A 15,115-nucleotide genomic window follows, 5' to 3' on the forward strand; every position below is an offset into this window, starting at 1 on the left:
TAGCCGTCTTCTATAGTCGTTGCTGGCTCGCCTTGTCGAAGAAATGCAGGTTCGGAGTTTTCAAGGAAATCCGGATCGCCTGGCCTGGTGCGAGTTCGGCCCGTTCGCGCATCACCCACGTCAATTCCCTGCCTTCCAGATCAAGTGCGACATGCGTTTCCGAGCCCGTTGGCTCGACGACCGTAACCTTTGCGCTGACGCCGCCTGCCGATGCAAAGGAAATATCTTCCGGACGAACGCCCAGAACGACTTCGCGGCCATCGGATTGTGCCGGGGCGCTGGCAAGTTCGATACGTGTGCCGGTTGGCAATATCAATTCCGGCGAGGCGCCCCCGGTGATCTTGCCTTCGAGGAAGTTCATGGCAGGAGAGCCGAGGAAACCGGCGACGAAGACATTTCTCGGGCGATCATAGAGCTCGAGCGGCGAGCCGACCTGCTCTACCTTTCCGCCCTGCAGCACGACGATCTTGTCAGCCATGGTCATGGCTTCGATCTGATCGTGGGTCACGTAGACGATCGTCGTCTTCAGGCGCTGATGTAGCGCCTTGATCTCGGCGCGCATCTTCACGCGCAGTTTGGCGTCGAGGTTGGAAAGGGGCTCGTCGAACAGGAAGACCTTAGGGTCGCGCACGATGGCGCGGCCCATGGCGACGCGTTGGCGCTGGCCGCCGGAAAGCTGGGCGGGTTTGCGCTCCAGCAATGGCTGCAAGCCCAGTATCTTCGCAGCTTCGCCGACCTTCTCGTCGATCTCCGCACGCTTTGCGCCGGCAAGCTGCAGCGCAAAGCCCATATTCTGTGCCACCGTCATCTGCGGGTAGAGCGCATAATTCTGGAAGACCATCGCAATGTCGCGATCCTTCGGCGGCAGGTCGTTGACGACTCGGCCGCCGATCGAGATCTGCCCGCCGGTGATATCCTCAAGCCCCGCGATCATGCGCAAGAGCGTTGACTTGCCGCAGCCCGAAGGACCGACGAGAATGACGAATTCGCCGTCCGAGATTTCAACATCGACGCCATGAATGATGTTTACCGCGCCGTAGGACTTCCTGACGTTCTTGATGGTCAATCCGGACATGACATTCCTTCCTTCTCGATCGATCAGTGCTTCTTGCGGATGCGGAGCGCCTGGTACGGCTTGCCCGGCAATTCGACGCCGAAGGCGGCATCGGCTTTACCGCCGCGCACGATCGCGCCGTGGCGGGTCGGATGCGGGATCGGCGCTTCGACCTTCTTGGCCGGCGTGATCGTCATCGCCCATGTGTCGATGATGTCGACGTCATAGTCGGTTCCGTCCTTCGGCAGGCCGGTGGACCAGATGACCGGCTGATGTTCGCCGAGATAGATGTAACTGACATCACCGTCGCGTGCGCCGGAGACGCGGGTCCAGGGCCATTCGCCGAAGGACGCCATGGGCTCGAGGCCGTTGACGACATCCTGTTCCAGGAGATCACGCAGGAAGCCGATGCGCTTCCAGGCTTCGCCGCGCAATTCCCCGCCCTTCGCCCACCAGATCAGATCTTCCGGATGCGAATAGGTTTCGCCATGGCCGGCATAGCCGCCGCGTGTGACTGTGATCCAGAAGCGATGCACCAGCTCTTCAGCCGTCAGGTTGCCCCACGACTGGATGATGTTGCCTTCATATTCGGGCTCGTCGTTGACGACAGGTTTGCCATAGGCCTCGCGCCATTCCTGCGTGCGCTTCACGTCCCAGTTCTGAATGCAGGTATGGGTGACCCAAGGCTTGCGATGATCGAAGTTCATCGTCGGCTCGCCGTTATGGATCGACTTCAGATGGCCGTAGGGGTCATTTTCTTCGAGAATGTGGAAATAGCGGTCCCACTGCTGCAGCGGCTTGGTATCGAGCAGGAAATCATACTCGTTGGCAAGCGCCCACCAAACATTGCGATAGGCGGCAAGGCGCGCTGCGAGATAGGCGACGTAGCGGAAATCCTGTTCGGCGGACATGTCGGCATAGCCCCAGCGGTCGTAGGGGTGGAACATGATGATGTCGGCTTCGATGCCGAGATCGCAGAGTGCTGCGACCTGGCGCTCGAAATGGCGGAAGAGGATGGGGTTCGGACGATCGAAGTCTTGCTTGCCGTCGACGCCCTTTTCGAAGCAGGCATAGAGCGGCTCGTTGACGTTGTAAGGATAGTCCTTCGGGAAGACGCCCATGCGGATCTTGTTGAAGCGAGCCTTCTTCAGTGTCTCAAGCGTCTGCGCCTGCATCTCGAGTGGCTGGTGTGTCCAGGCATAGCAGGTCGTGCCGAACGACAGGAAAGGCTTGCCGTCGGCATGGGCGAAATGGAACTTGTTGTGGACATGCACGGGGCCGTGGTTGCCCTTGGATGGCTTGGTGGCAACGAAAGAGCCGGTCTTGCCATCCAGTTCCGATGTCTTCGAGCGTGTCCGGAATGACCAATCGCCTTCATTGTCCGGCATGAAGCGAACGCGGTAGACGCCGTCGCCGTCATAAAAACCGGGCACGCGGACTTCGCGGCTGTTCTGGCTGAAAACGGCATCGAATGCCACATCGAGATAGGGATTGTCGTGGGAAGGACCATTGAAGGCCGCTTCGAAGATCCCCCATTTTTCGACGGACGCGTTGGACATGATGTTCTCCTCGGAAGATATATGGATGGTTCGACCGCTCAGCCCTTGACCGCGCCGGAGGTGAGGCCGGAGACGAAGTAGCGCTGGAAGATCAGATAAACGATGGTGGCCGGTAGGACCGTCATGACGATAGCCGCATTCAATTGGCCGTAATCATTGGAAAACTGGCCCTGGAAGGACATGAGCCCGAGCGGCAGCGTCCACATGTGCTGATCCTGCAGCAGCACGAGTGCCATGGCGAATTCGTTCCATGTCGACACGAAATCCAGGATCAGCAGGGCTGCGAGCACCGGCAGGCAGACCGGCAGGAAGATGCGGCGGAAGATGGTGAAGTGGCTGGCGCCATCGATCAGAGCGGCTTCCGACAGCTCCTTTGGAATGCCTCTGAAGAAGCCATGCAGGATAAACACCTGATAGGGCACGCCGAAGGCGATATAGGGGAGGATGACGCCCGGATAGGTGTCGATGAGCCCGAGCGAATTGACCAGCGTGAACAGCGGCGCCAGCATGACCTGGAACGGGATCATGGTGCCGAAAACGACCAGAAGCAGCAGCAGCTTGCTGAACCGCAGGCGGATCTTGGCGAGCGCATAGGCGGCCATCGCAGAGAGGATGAGCCCGAGCGGAACCTTGATGACGGTGATGATGGCGCTGTTCAGGAAGGCGCTTGCAAAATTGCCGCGGCCCCAAGCATTTGAGTAGTTCTCGAAGGCCGGATCGAGCGGCGGCATGAAGGCGCCTGTCGAGGTCACGTCCGCCTGGTTCTTCAGCGAGGTGAAGACGATGAAGATAAAGGGGGCAAGCCAGATCGCCGCAACGACTAGGAGCGCGATCCACAAGCCGATCAGGACCGGGTCTCGCTTGCGCTTGGCCGGTGCGACGGTTTCAAAGCCGTCGGATATGGATGTGGCCGATGCTGCCGTCATTGCTCGGCCTCCTCATGTTTTTGCGTCCAGCGCAGGTAGGGAATGACGACGACGATGGTGATGAGCAGCAGAACAACCGAGATCGCAGCACCGCGGCCGAAATCGAAGATCTGCATGGCCTGTGTGAAGGCCCAGAGCGCCAGCATCTGCGTCGACTGCGCCGGACCGCCGCCGGTCAGGCCGTAGACGATGTCGAAGGCCTTCAACGAGGAGATGACCGAAAGCACGAGCACGATGGTCAGCGTCGTTCGCAACGCGGGAAGCGTGACGTAGCGGAAGATATTCCAGCGTCCGGCACCGTCGATGCGGGCGGCTTCCACCAGCGTTTGCGAGACGTTCTGCAGGCCCGCGAGAAAGAGAACCATGGAGAAGCCGACAGACTGCCAGAGAAAGGCGACGAAGACGGAATAAAGTGCGATGTCCTTGTCGCCGAGCCAGTCCTGAATCCAGTTCTGCAGGCCCATCGACGTCAGGATTTCGGTGAAGAGCCCGAAGAAGGGATCGTACATCCACTTCCACATGGTCGCGACCGCGATCGGAGCGATGATGACAGGCAGATAGAAGATGGCGCGGAAGGTGTTGCGGGCAAAGAGCTTCTGATTGAGACCAAGCGCCAGCAACAGTCCGACCATGGGCGGAAAGATCACGCACATGATCGTCCAGATCACGGTGTTGCGGAACGCGACCCAGAAGACCGGATCTTGTGTGAAGATATATTGGTAGTTCGCGAGACCAACGAACGGGCGCTGCGGATCAAGGCCGTTCCATTTCTGGAAGCTCAGTACCACCACGTTCAGCATCGGATAAAGCGCGAAGATCGCGTAGATCAGCATGGCCGGCGCAAGCAGGATCGTTGCCTGGACGCGTGGATCATGTGTTCGATTGCGCAATGACATTCTGGTTGCTCCCGGCGGCAGCTGGCGCTTGGGCATAAGGGTGAGGGAAGCCGTCCGCCGCGATTGGCAATCGGAGTGGCGGCCTCCCTCGGTCGATCAGGTGCGGCCGGAGATGAAGGTCTGCAACTGCTTGGCAGCGTCGGCTGGTTGGATATTGCCGGAGGCGACGTCGTTGATCACCCGGAAGTATTCGGTGGTCACGTCAAGCGGGAAGGCCTGGTCGCCATTCATGTAGACCTTGCTGTAGGTCTTGAAGATCTCGAGCCATTTCGCCTCGAGCGGCTTCTGGTCTTTATACTGAACGTTCTTGTTGACCGAGATCGAGCTGATCTGGCCGACGAGATCCTGTTGCACCTTGGTCGACAGGAAGTAGTCGAGGAATTTGGCGGCGAGATCCGGATTCTTGCTCTTGGTGCTGACGTAATTGTATTCGGCAAAGCCATAAAGGCGGTTCGTATTCGTCGGGAACGGGATAACGCCGTAATCGTCGAGGTTGACCTTGCTGCCGCTCAGCTGGCTGACCAGCCAGTCACCTTCGAGCATCATCGCGGCGCGGCCGGCGACGAACAGCGTATAGGACTGCTGATTGCTGATACCCATGAAGGGCTTCAGCGTGTAATCCTTCGTCCACTTGGCAAATTCGGCAAAGGCGTCGGTGGCGCAGGGCTCCTTCGTCCAGTCGGTCTTCATCGCCATCAGCGCATCATGCTTGTCGGCGCCGCATTTGGTTTCGAGCAGAACGTCCATCAGACGCATGACATGCCAGTTAACCGAGCCGCCGAAGGTGAAGGCCGGAATGCCCGCAGCCTTGAGCTTGTCGGCTGCAGCCAGCAGCTCTTCGTAGGTCTTCGGTTCCTGGGTAATGCCGGCCTTCTGAAAGAGCTTCTTGTTGTAATAGATCGCTTCGCCCTTGAAGGTGAAGGGAACGCCATGCTTGCCGCCCGGATAAAGATCGGCAAAGGCGGCGGCAGAGGGAAGCAGCTCGTCGTTCCACTTGTACTCTGTGTAATATTTGTCGAGCGGCAGCGAGAGACCTGCCTTCACATATTCGCCGCCGAGACCGAGGCCGGCCCAGCTGAAATAGATATCCGGACCCTTGCTGGAGCCGGCGGCTACGCGAAGGGCGGTCTTGTGTTCATCGACGCCGCGCTGGACGATTTCGACATGGGTGCCGGGATTGGCGGCCTCGAAGTCCTTCGCCACCTTCTTCAGGGCGCCGTTGGCAGCGCCATTGTCGAAGTTCAGCGTCCACAGCGTCAGGTCTTCCGCGGCAACATTGCTTGCCGAAAAAGCAGCCGCAGCAATCGCAGCGGCGCCGAACCAACGCGCATATTTCGAGTTGATAGCCATCTCCCGTCCTCCTCTGAGCAAAGCTGAGGGCGGTTTTGACAAATAGTTGTCATCATGTCAACTGGTATGATGAGCTTATCAGCCGTATCGCATGAAGTGATCGCGGAGGCAGGTGATCACCACGACGGCCGATGCGGCGCCGGGGTCGATGTGCCCCAGGGCGCGTTCGCCGAGACGGGACGACCGCCCTTTCGTCGCGATCATGTCTTTCGTCGCCTCCGCGCCGGCCTCGCCGGCCTTGAGGCCGGTGGCTAGGGATTCGGCAAGCGACGAGCCTTGATCTCGGGCGGCACGGCAGGCTGCAGCCGCCGGCGCCCAGGCATCGACCATCGTCTTCTCGCCGATCTCTGCCTTGCCTCGGTCCTGAATGCCCTTGGCAAAGGCCGAAAAGATCTCGACCATATCGTCGTCGTTCAGCGAGCTCTTGCCTTTGGCGATCGCGCCCGCGCGCATGAGAGCTGTCGCATAGAGCGGTCCGGATGAGGCGCCCACGGCATTGAGGAAGGATTTGGCCGCCGTATTGAAGACCAGCGTCGGATCGGCGGTCGCCGGCTCCAGTTCCGAGACCGCCTTGGCGGCGGCGGCAAAGCCAAGCTCCATGGCTATGCCATGATCGGCATCGCCGATCACGCCGTCCAGCTCGCAAAGACGGTCCTTTTCGCGCGCTATCGCCTCGGCGATCCGCACGAATAGCGCTTGCAGGTCTTGCGTTGTAATCGTCGTCATCACAATGCCTCGCCGGAGCGGAACATGGCGCAATCGCAGGGATGATCGATCAGTCGCTGCAATTCGTCGTCCAGATGCATGAGCGTGATCGACGCGCCGGCCATTTCCAGCGACGTGCAGAAATTGCCGACGAGCGAGAGATGAATGATGATGCCGGCATCGTCGAGCATTGCCTTGAGCTTGCGCATCATGATGTAGAGCTCCATCAGCGGCGTCGAGCCCAGGGAGTTGACAAGCACGGCAACCCGGTCGCCACGCGCAGGCTTCATCTCCTCGAGGATCTTGCCGGCGAGCTCGTTCGTCACCTCATCAGCCGATCGCATCGGCCCGCGGGCGACGCCGGGCTCGCCATGAATACCCATGCCGATCTCCATCTCGTCGGCGCCGATCTCGAAATTCGGCTTGCGTGTTTGCGGCAGCGAGCAGGGCGAGAGCGCGACACCCATTGTATAAGTGCGTTCGTTCGCCCAGCGTGCCACCCGTTCGACATCGTCGAAACGATACATCAGGTCGCAGGCTGCACCGGCGGCCTTGAAGATGAAGACATTACCGGCGACGCCGCGCCGCCGTTCCTTCTGATCGATCGGCGCGGAGGCGATGTCGTCGGTCGTAAGCACGGTCCGCACCTCGATATCGTCCATGGCAAGCATTTCGGCCGCCATGTCGAAATTCATGACGTCGCCCGCATAGTTGCCATACATGAACAGCACGCCGGCGCCGCCATTGGCGGCCTTGGCGCATTCGATGATCGGGTCTGGCGGCGGCGAGGCAAAGACATTGCCGATGGCTGCGGCATCGGCCAGCCCCTTGCCGACAAAACCGAGAAATGTCGGCTCGTGCCCTGAACCGCCGCCGATGACCAGGCCGACCTTGCCGGCTCGTGCGCCACGATTTGCCACGATGGAGCGGGGTGATCCTTCAACGGCGCGCAGGTGGCGCGGATGCGCGGCCAGGATGCCCGCCAGCATTTCATCCACCGCGGCCGCGCCTTCGTTGATCAGCTTCTTCGTCTTCACGCAATTCTCCCAAATCATTCCGATTGTTGGGAGTAACATGCGCGTCTGCGATCGAAGGTCAATCCATCAAAGCGAGGGAAACCGTTGCATAAGCGTCGAGCGTCAATCTCGCATTTTCGGGCTGTTCCAGCAGGCGGAGTTTCTCCAACTCGATCTGTTGCGAGGCAGGTGTGATGTTGACCATATGAAGCTGTCTGGATCGCCCAGGCTGGGTCGTGATGAAGGCAAGAACGGTTGTCGAATCGGACGATAGGCATTCCTGCCACCGATTGCCGGCGTGGCGAGACAGGGTGGAGACCGTATCTAAAAGCGGCCGAGGCGTTCCAGGAGCAGACGGCTCATCGTCACCTGCGATCAATCCGAACGATCCGGTCAGCGCCGAAAGCGTTAGACATTCCAATCCGGCATCGAGGACGCTTGCGGCATAGCCAAGCGCAAAGGCTGCACCGAAGCGGCCATTGTGCCGCGGATCGCTATTGGCCATGGCGATGCGTTTGCCGTGTGGATTGTCCATCGTCCGGCTGCCATAGGGGTTCTGCCGCATCGGTATGGTCGAAGGACCGATACGGCAAGGCTTGTTGCCGTAGATGGCACGCACCGACCGCGTGATGAACGGGAGCGCCTCCAGTGTCTGCATGACGCTGAGATCGTCTGCGGCATGGACGATCGGGTTGGTGCAGTGAGTGATGAAGCCGAGCGTATCGGCAGGAACCCGTTTGCGATTGAGCTCGGTGAAATAGCTTAACATGCCGCCGCCGATACGGATGCCGGGAAAGGCGGTGTGCGCAGCCGCATAGATTTCTTCGAGAGGCGGGCATTCGGGCCATTTGCTGCCCGGTGGCGTCGATTGCCGGTCAACCGCAGGCGATATGATGATGGCGTCAGGTTTGAAGCAGGCGCCTCGCATCAAGGTTGCGATATGCTGCACTTCCGCAAGCGGTGAAACGCGGCATGGTAATACGATTTCCAGGGTCGATCGCCCGGCATGAACAGCCGAGATTGCCGCAAAGGAGTTGAAGGCATCGGCACCATGAGCTGCATCGGGATCGAAATGAAAGAGCAATTCCTGCGGTGCGATCTCGGCGAGCCGGCTATGGGCGGCAAGCGTCGCCTCTGCTTCTTCGGGCGTAATGACGAGCCCGATTGCGGGCATTGTGCCGGACTTCTCTCCCGGGCTAAGCGTGATCGAACGCTGAGCAGCGATAGTTGCTGAGGCGGCTACCGAATGCTGCATATCTCCCACGGAAAGGATGATCCTTTGACGTATGGGTTCGCCGGCGGGAATGCGGTAGGGCCAGGGCAGGGCAAGCGGGCGAACATAGGTCTTGTAGGAAGCATCCGACCAGTTGCGCTGGTCCTCCATTTCGAAGGTGTCGCCTTCCATGCGGCACTCGGCCGTAACGTACGGGGTGACGCTATGCGTGATCGCCCGCATGTCCTTGAAGGGCTGCCAGGGTTCGATAAGGTCGGGGAAATGCGTGTCGATGCGGTTGCCGTCGACATGCTCGATCGAGGTCGGCATACCGGCAACACCGATGATTGGATGCAGGATGCAGAAGCCACAGCGGTTGGTTTCGAAGCCGGTAGCCGATAGAGCCTCTGCCGAGAAAATCAGCGCTTCGCCGGCCTCGGCGGTAATCTGAACATCGATCGCAAGCGCGGTATCCTGTGGCCCGGTGCAATGGGCAACATAACGGACCGAGAAGCCATCCTCCCGCTGATCGATCCGCAGATCCCGGATTGTTGGCGCATATGTGCCCCAGTCGCGATCCCGAACCAGATAGGAAACCGCCCGCAGGACTTCGGCGGCGCCATATCTAATTGAGCGCAGGTTGCCGTCTTTGAAATCGGTAGTGAGCTTGCCCGCGCTCAGTCGTACCGGTGGCGTTTCGGTCTCGCGCGTGCCGTAGAGCTGAAACGGATCGCTGTCGGCCGTCATCGCAACATCGCTCCGATATCGATCGACCGCCTGGTTGCGGCACTTTCATAGGCCGCCTCGACAAGGGCGAAGGTCTTGAGATTGTCAGCGCCTGATGTGGATGTCTCACCGCCATGGACAAGACGGTCGGTCCAGTGTTGCTGGATCGCCAGGACGCTCTCTTGAATATTGTGCCAGGGACGCGAAGCCCAGGACAGTAGCTGCGGCGAAGCATCGGATACGCTGACGCCATCGGGGCCGCTGACCTCAAGACGATAGCCCTGCGACAACCGGATCGAACCCTTCGTACCGTCGAGTTCGATCAGCGTCTCGGGGAAGGGCTCGTTGGAAAGCCTTGAGGCATAGCTGACGTCGACAATCGACGTTGCGCCATTCTCATGATCGAGCAGCATAGTGGCGACATCCTCGCCTTTGATCCTCGGGTTGACCCGCTTGGCGCGAGCCGTCAGCGAGGTGACGTCGCCGAGGACGAAGCGGGCGATGTCGAGCGTGTGGATGCCGAGATCCTCGATGATGAAGCGCTCTCCCTCCGCAAGGTAAGGCTGGCCGGAGAAAACGTCGAAACCGGAACGAAAGGAGAAGCGCCCCCAGAAGGGTTCTCCGATCGCGCCGGATTCGAGGACGGCCTTGACGGCCTGGATGGGTGTCTGCCAGCGGAAGTTTTCATGCACCATGAGGGGTACGCCTGCCTTGGCGCAGGCTGCGACCATGGCCTTGGCATCGCTCAGTGTTTTGGCGAACGGCTTCTGGCAGATCGCCGGGATTTTCTGCGCGGCGGCCATCTCCACGAGCGCGCGATGGCTCGCGACTGTCGTTGCAATATCGACGAAGTCGAAGCCACCATCGGCAAACATCGCGGCGGCATCCGTATAGCGGCGCTCGATGCCGAACTGATCGCCGACGAGTTTCAGTCGCTCGGGGTCGCGGTCGCAGATCGCGACGATTCGCGCACCGTCTACGTCCCGCCATGCGTGCATCTGATTGATGGCAAAGAAGCCGCAGCCGATCAATGCGCCTTTGAGTTCCGTCATCTCAGCCTACCTTTGTCATCTGCGCGAGCGGCCGTAATGGCAGCCGGATTTGCTGCGAACGCCAATGGCATATCGCGGCGGGCATACCAAAGGCAGTGATATCAATTCGCTCGTTACGGCCATGATTTCCTCCCGGTGGTGGGATAGGCCCCATTCCCCGCAGGGCAGCAAGGGGAGGGTGACACCCTCCCCGAACTTGGATCAGGTGATGCGGCGGATGCTCTCTGCAATTTCCTGCGGCTCGAACACTTTCTTCCAATCGTCGCGCATCAGGGCAGGGATGCCGAATTCGATTGCCTTGTTGCAGGCATCGGAAAACACGCCGTCGACTTCCTTGAAAATGACGGCACCGAGCACGTTCATGTGGCCGAGCAGGAAGTCACGGGCGGCCTCGGCGGGAACGCCACGGGCAACGCATTCATCCATGGCCTGGCGCATGATGACCAGAAGAGAGGCGCAAACCGTCTCGGAAAGACCCGGCTCAAGCATCGCCATCTGCTCGACCGTAACGCGGTGCGAGCGCATGACGGGCGCCCAGATGACCTTGGCGATTTCTTCGCCGAGCGCATAGGCACTTTCCGGACCCTGCATCAGTGCCGAGACAATATGCTGCTTGGCAAACAGACCGCCGAAATGGTCCTTCTTCGCCTGCATGTCGGTCTCGTCGTTGAAGATCGGCGGATGGCAGGGATGGGTGACGAAATAGGTGAGGTCTTCGCGCTGCGGCAGATGGCCGGCGAAGGGGGCGGCGGCGTCGAGAGCGACGACCATGGTGCCGGGCTTCAGTTTGTCGACAATGCCGGCGGCGACTTTGCCGATCGCCGTATCCGGAACAGCAAGAATGACGACATCGGCGCCGTCGAGCCCGGCCTCTGCCGGCACGCAATCGATGCCAAGGTCGTTCTTCAGGCGCGCCTTGCCGGCATCACCGACCTCGACGTGGCGCACATCGAAGCGCGAGCCTTTCAGGTTTTTGGCGAGCCGGTAGCCCATTTTGCCGCCGGCGCCGAAAAGAGCAATTGCAGTCATATTAGTACCTCGTTCACTTTCGGATTGTGGTATCTCAAGTGGTATGATGAGTCAATGAGTATGCCAATGTCTCGCGGGCGAATATGAGGCTAGGAGGCCCTGCCGTCGCGGATCTGCGCGAAGTAGTCGTCGGTTCCGACCTGTCCGCCCTTCAGCGCGATCTGCAGGCCGTTGGTGGGCGTGTGGCTGCCGTGGGCCGTGCAAAGCGGCGAGCCCGGCGTCTGCGGCAATGGCAGTAGCGTCGTCAGCGCCTCCACGCGAAGCTCCTTCAGCGCATGACTTGATGTATCGCCGCCGGCAATGACGGCGCGTGTGAGGTTCTCTTCCTCGATCAATCGTCGCAGGATCGTGCCAAGGGCATGCCCGAGGCGATGGCGAGCGCCGGGAATACGGTCGATGTCGCCGCCACGATCGGCTGATGGGCCGAGTGCCGTATGAAGAATGACGCTGCGCCCGGCCTTCAGGCTAGCCATGCCTGCGGCAATTGCGGCGTCAAGCGCCTGCGCGGCGTTCTCGCCGATAAGCGCCAAAGGGTCGAGATCGATACCTTCAAAACCTTCGGCCGTGGCGTGGCGGATTTGTCGCTCGGTCGTCGGCGATACGCTGCCTGAAACGACCGCCAGGCGATCGGCATTGCCCGGAGAGGCGAAATCTGGCTTCTCACCGATCAGGCCCTCGCTCCGCCAGGCATTGATAAGGGCATATTCGACGCCGGAGGAGCCTGCGACGAAGGCGTTGTGATCGCTCACAAGGCGCCAGAGCTGGCGGCCCACGGCGGCCTGCGTTTCTGGACTGTCGACGTCAAGCAGCAGGATGCCGTCATCCTCTTGGGCCAACGCATCGATCCGCTGGTCAGCATCGGCAGTTCGGATCGTCACGATGTCGGCCAGGCTTATGGGGAGGGCGGTCTGCTTGCTCAAATGCACGGCCAGATCGGCTTCATCCATCGGCGTGACGGGATGCCGGCTCATGACCGGATGACGATCGATGCGGAACACCTGTCCCTGATAGGCCGCAAAGAGCTGGCCGAATGCGGTGTAACGCTTCAGCTGCGGTGCCCCGACCACGACGGGCACGACGGATTGCCGAAACACCGCCTTGCCGATTTCGATCGCCTTGCCGATGCTTCCGACCTTCGGGCTGGAATCGAAGGTCGAGCAGACCTTGTAGTGGCATATGGCCGCTTCGAGGCTGCCGAGCCACTTGAATACAGGCGTCAGATGCTCGTCCATCCATTGCGGCGTTTCGCTGCGGCTGGTGCCGGCGATGCCGATTGCGCGGCAATCCTTGAACCGCTCCAGCGTGGCCGCACTCGGAACGCCGAGAAAGAGAGCCGTCGGCACGCCGTTTGCGGCAAGCGCTTCCATGACGTCGGTCGAGCCGGTGAAATCGTCGCCGTAATAGCTGAGAAGAAGATTGGACATCGCTGTCAGGCGTCCTTGCCGTCACTGAATTTCGCGATCGAGGCGGCAAGCTCGGGATGGTCCCTGGCATAGTCGACAAGCGGAATATCAGAAACCGCCGCTTGCCAGGCCTGCTGGATCGCACGAACGCCGGCCGCAGGTCCGAAGGGATGGCTGACGATGCCGCCGCCGCAGAGATAGAGAAGATCAGTAGTCCGGCCGGTTCGCTGGTAGGTTTCGGGCGCCTGACCACCCCATTGGCCTGAGCCGGCAACCGGAAGTGGACAGTCGGATTTATCGAAGAGCGGCGTGCTGATCGCCCTGAAGGATTCGACAAAGCTGTCGTCCGGCTCCCAGTATTTGACCCTGATGCCGTTGATCTGGAATTGGTCGACGCCAAGCAGGCGCCAGAATTGTTGGTAGACCCTAAAATCCATGCCGGCGCCGGGGTGACGGGTGAGTACATCCCAGCCGTTGCGATGGGCGTGAAGGACAAGGCCCGAGCGCTTGCGCAGGAAGCTCATGCCGCCGAAGCCGATGGAGTTGATGTTGACGACCGCGCAATTGCCGCCGGCGTTCAGCACCAGATCGTGATTGCGCATCATCTGATCCGGATCGGCATGCGAAATGCCGAAGGCATACATCACCTTCTTGCCGGTCTTCTGCTCGTGATCGAGGATCAGCGGCATGATGGCCTCGACGCGCTCCTTGAGCGGCGAATAGGCCGGGCTCATCAGCTTCTCGTCGTCCTTGATGAAGTCGACGCCGGAGCCGATCAATTCGCCGACGAGAGCGGCCGTTTCGTTCGGCCGCAAGCCGAGCGCCGGCTTGACGATGGTGCCGATGATCGGGCGGCCGCTGACACCGGTCAGACGCAAGCTGCCGGCAACACCGAACTGCGGGCCGGGATGCGCATCGCGGAAGGCCTCCGGCAGCTTCATGTCGACGATACGGATGCCGGTCATGCCCTTGATCGAATAGACGCCGCCGATTGCAATCGTCATGAGCGCTGAAAGATCGGTGCCGATCGCATCCAGCGGGAAGGCGATTTCGACATCGGCGCGGTGGATCGTACCATGCCCGTCTGCCACTTCCGGCCAGGTCGGGCGATCGGTATCGGGCAGGGGACGGATCGCGACCACGCGGGCGGCGACACGCGCCTTGAGCTCTTCCGTCTCGCCCGGCACGGCAACGAAGGTGCCGGTCGACTGATCGCTGGCGATCTTGTGGGCCATCGCCTCGATGCTGCCCGGCGTCTCGATACGGTAGGTGATGGTGATTGACATAAGTGGCAAAATGCTCCTCTCGCCGACGATTTTCGCGTGGCGCAAACTGGTAATCTGGTATAATGAGTATTCCAACTTCTGCAACGATTTTTTTGCCCGGTTGCCGATAACGCGTTTCGAATGGGCTTCCGCCACAGCGGCCAAAAATGCATAAGGAAGGAAAAGCTTTGTGAAAGCGGGATTCCATGGGTCAGCCTGTCGAACAAATTGTACGTCGAAAGCTGTCTGACGAGGTCTTCGACCGGCTCGAGCGGTTGATCACATCGGGAGAGCTCAGGCCCGGCGACGAAATGCCATCCGAGCGTGTGCTCATGGAGCGCTTCGGGGTCGGTCGTCCGGCGATCCGTGAGGCCATGCAGGCGCTCGCCAATATGGGCCTGGTCAACATCTCTCATGGCGAACGCGCAAAAGTGCTTCAGCTCACTGCGAAATCGATCTTCCGGCAAGTCGACCTGACCGCGAAGATCATGCTGTCGCAATCGTCCGATTCGCTCGAACAGCTGAAGGGCGCGCGTATTTTCTTCGAGCGCGGCATGGCGCGTGAGGCTGCGCAGCGTGCGACCGGGAGCGATATCGCCGAGCTTCAGGAGATCATCGAGCGGCAGCGTGCGTCTTTGGGGAATGCCGAGGAATTCATTTCAGCAGACATGCAGTTCCACACGCGCATCGCCCAGATATCCGGAAATCCCATTTTTGCCGCCGTCAGCGAAGCCATGCTGGCATGGCTGAAAGCCTATCACACGGATATGTTGATCTGGACCGGCAAGGAGAAGTTCACGCTGGTCGAGCACGAGGAAATCCTCGCACGTCTTGCGGAAAACGACGCCGATGGGGCGGAGCAGGCCATGCTCAAACATCTGGAACGGTCGCGCGCGCTCTATACGAAATAGATCCGCCGGG

The 15,115-nt window shown here is 60.3% G+C and carries 13 protein-coding genes; 1 reads left to right on the forward strand and 12 read right to left on the reverse strand.

Annotation, left to right across the window (positions count from 1 at the left end):
* Positions 1 to 10 precede the first annotated feature (10 nt).
* The 12 genes from ugpC to oiaX all read right to left on the reverse strand — a co-directional run bounded on the left by ugpC (position 11) and on the right by oiaX (position 14,215).
* Positions 11 to 1,075 (reverse strand): sn-glycerol-3-phosphate ABC transporter ATP-binding protein UgpC, encoded by a 1,065-nt coding sequence (gene ugpC, locus BJ928_RS29215; protein ID WP_047634550.1) that lies wholly within the window; start codon positions 1,073 to 1,075, stop codon positions 11 to 13.
* Positions 1,076 to 1,098: 23 nt separating this feature from the next.
* Positions 1,099 to 2,613, reverse strand: a complete 1,515-nt coding sequence (locus BJ928_RS29220; RefSeq protein ID WP_047634549.1) for a DUF5060 domain-containing protein — start codon at positions 2,611 to 2,613, stop codon at positions 1,099 to 1,101.
* A gap of 38 nt (positions 2,614 to 2,651) precedes the next feature.
* Positions 2,652 to 3,539 (reverse strand): carbohydrate ABC transporter permease, encoded by an 888-nt coding sequence (locus tag BJ928_RS29225; protein ID WP_047634547.1) that lies wholly within the window; start codon positions 3,537 to 3,539, stop codon positions 2,652 to 2,654.
* Positions 3,536 to 4,435 carry a sugar ABC transporter permease gene (locus tag BJ928_RS29230; RefSeq protein ID WP_047634546.1) on the reverse strand — a complete coding sequence of 300 codons (900 nt, stop codon included), beginning with the start codon at positions 4,433 to 4,435 and terminating at the stop codon, positions 3,536 to 3,538. Before BJ928_RS29230 ends, BJ928_RS29225 begins: the two co-directional genes overlap by 4 nt.
* Positions 4,436 to 4,531: 96 nt before the next feature.
* On the reverse strand, positions 4,532 to 5,785 hold the full coding sequence (locus tag BJ928_RS29235; RefSeq protein WP_047634545.1) for an extracellular solute-binding protein: 1,254 nt from the start codon (positions 5,783 to 5,785) through the stop codon (positions 4,532 to 4,534).
* Between the two features lie 78 nt (positions 5,786 to 5,863).
* The gene (gene dhaL, locus BJ928_RS29240; protein WP_047634544.1) at positions 5,864 to 6,511 is read right to left on the reverse strand and encodes a dihydroxyacetone kinase subunit DhaL; all 648 of its coding nucleotides are present in this window, start codon (positions 6,509 to 6,511) and stop codon (positions 5,864 to 5,866) included.
* The gene (locus BJ928_RS29245) at positions 6,511 to 7,527 is read right to left on the reverse strand and encodes a dihydroxyacetone kinase subunit DhaK (RefSeq protein ID WP_047634543.1); all 1,017 of its coding nucleotides are present in this window, start codon (positions 7,525 to 7,527) and stop codon (positions 6,511 to 6,513) included. Before BJ928_RS29245 ends, dhaL begins: the two co-directional genes overlap by 1 nt.
* 58 nt (positions 7,528 to 7,585) lie before the next feature.
* The gene (locus tag BJ928_RS29250; protein ID WP_047634542.1) at positions 7,586 to 9,466 is read right to left on the reverse strand and encodes a hypothetical protein; all 1,881 of its coding nucleotides are present in this window, start codon (positions 9,464 to 9,466) and stop codon (positions 7,586 to 7,588) included.
* Positions 9,463 to 10,497, reverse strand: coding sequence for a Gfo/Idh/MocA family oxidoreductase (locus BJ928_RS29255; protein WP_047634541.1), 1,035 nt, complete (start codon positions 10,495 to 10,497; stop codon positions 9,463 to 9,465). Before BJ928_RS29255 ends, BJ928_RS29250 begins: the two co-directional genes overlap by 4 nt.
* Positions 10,498 to 10,698: 201 nt before the next feature.
* Positions 10,699 to 11,526, reverse strand: coding sequence for a phosphogluconate dehydrogenase C-terminal domain-containing protein (locus tag BJ928_RS29260; protein ID WP_047634540.1), 828 nt, complete (start codon positions 11,524 to 11,526; stop codon positions 10,699 to 10,701).
* A gap of 89 nt (positions 11,527 to 11,615) precedes the next feature.
* Entirely contained in the window at positions 11,616 to 12,950 is a 1,335-nt protein-coding gene (locus BJ928_RS29265; protein WP_047634539.1) for a four-carbon acid sugar kinase family protein, read from the reverse strand.
* A 5-nt stretch (positions 12,951 to 12,955) separates the two neighbouring features.
* A complete protein-coding gene (gene oiaX / locus BJ928_RS29270; protein WP_047634538.1) occupies positions 12,956 to 14,215 on the reverse strand; it encodes a 3-oxo-isoapionate-4-phosphate decarboxylase OiaX in 1,260 nt (419 codons plus the stop codon).
* 185 nt (positions 14,216 to 14,400) lie between these two features.
* Between oiaX and BJ928_RS29275 the strand changes: the two genes are divergently transcribed.
* Complete coding sequence (locus tag BJ928_RS29275) at positions 14,401 to 15,105, forward strand: transcriptional regulator NanR (protein ID WP_047634537.1); 705 nt, start codon at positions 14,401 to 14,403, stop codon at positions 15,103 to 15,105.
* Positions 15,106 to 15,115 lie beyond the last annotated feature (10 nt).

Source organism: Rhizobium sp. WW_1, from assembly GCF_003610155.1.
Classification (GTDB): Bacteria; Pseudomonadota; Alphaproteobacteria; order Rhizobiales; family Rhizobiaceae; genus Rhizobium; species Rhizobium tropici_A.

Excerpts from the sequence above, each read along its gene's own strand:
- oiaX (WP_047634538.1), bottom strand. The coding sequence starts at position 14,215 with ATGTCAATCACCATCACCTACCGTATCGAGACGCCGGGCAGCATCGAG.
- BJ928_RS29255 (WP_047634541.1), bottom strand. The coding sequence starts at position 10,497 with ATGACGGAACTCAAAGGCGCATTGATCGGCTGCGGCTTCTTTGCCATC.
- BJ928_RS29250 (WP_047634542.1), bottom strand. The coding sequence starts at position 9,466 with ATGACGGCCGACAGCGATCCGTTTCAGCTCTACGGCACGCGCGAGACC.
- BJ928_RS29260 (WP_047634540.1), bottom strand. The coding sequence starts at position 11,526 with ATGACTGCAATTGCTCTTTTCGGCGCCGGCGGCAAAATGGGCTACCGG.
- BJ928_RS29265 (WP_047634539.1), bottom strand. The coding sequence starts at position 12,950 with ATGTCCAATCTTCTTCTCAGCTATTACGGCGACGATTTCACCGGCTCG.
- BJ928_RS29235 (WP_047634545.1), bottom strand. The coding sequence starts at position 5,785 with ATGGCTATCAACTCGAAATATGCGCGTTGGTTCGGCGCCGCTGCGATT.
- ugpC (WP_047634550.1), bottom strand. The coding sequence starts at position 1,075 with ATGTCCGGATTGACCATCAAGAACGTCAGGAAGTCCTACGGCGCGGTA.
- BJ928_RS29275 (WP_047634537.1), top strand. The coding sequence starts at position 14,401 with ATGGGTCAGCCTGTCGAACAAATTGTACGTCGAAAGCTGTCTGACGAG.
- BJ928_RS29225 (WP_047634547.1), bottom strand. The coding sequence starts at position 3,539 with ATGACGGCAGCATCGGCCACATCCATATCCGACGGCTTTGAAACCGTC.
- BJ928_RS29220 (WP_047634549.1), bottom strand. The coding sequence starts at position 2,613 with ATGTCCAACGCGTCCGTCGAAAAATGGGGGATCTTCGAAGCGGCCTTC.
- dhaL (WP_047634544.1), bottom strand. The coding sequence starts at position 6,511 with ATGACGACGATTACAACGCAAGACCTGCAAGCGCTATTCGTGCGGATC.
- BJ928_RS29230 (WP_047634546.1), bottom strand. The coding sequence starts at position 4,435 with ATGTCATTGCGCAATCGAACACATGATCCACGCGTCCAGGCAACGATC.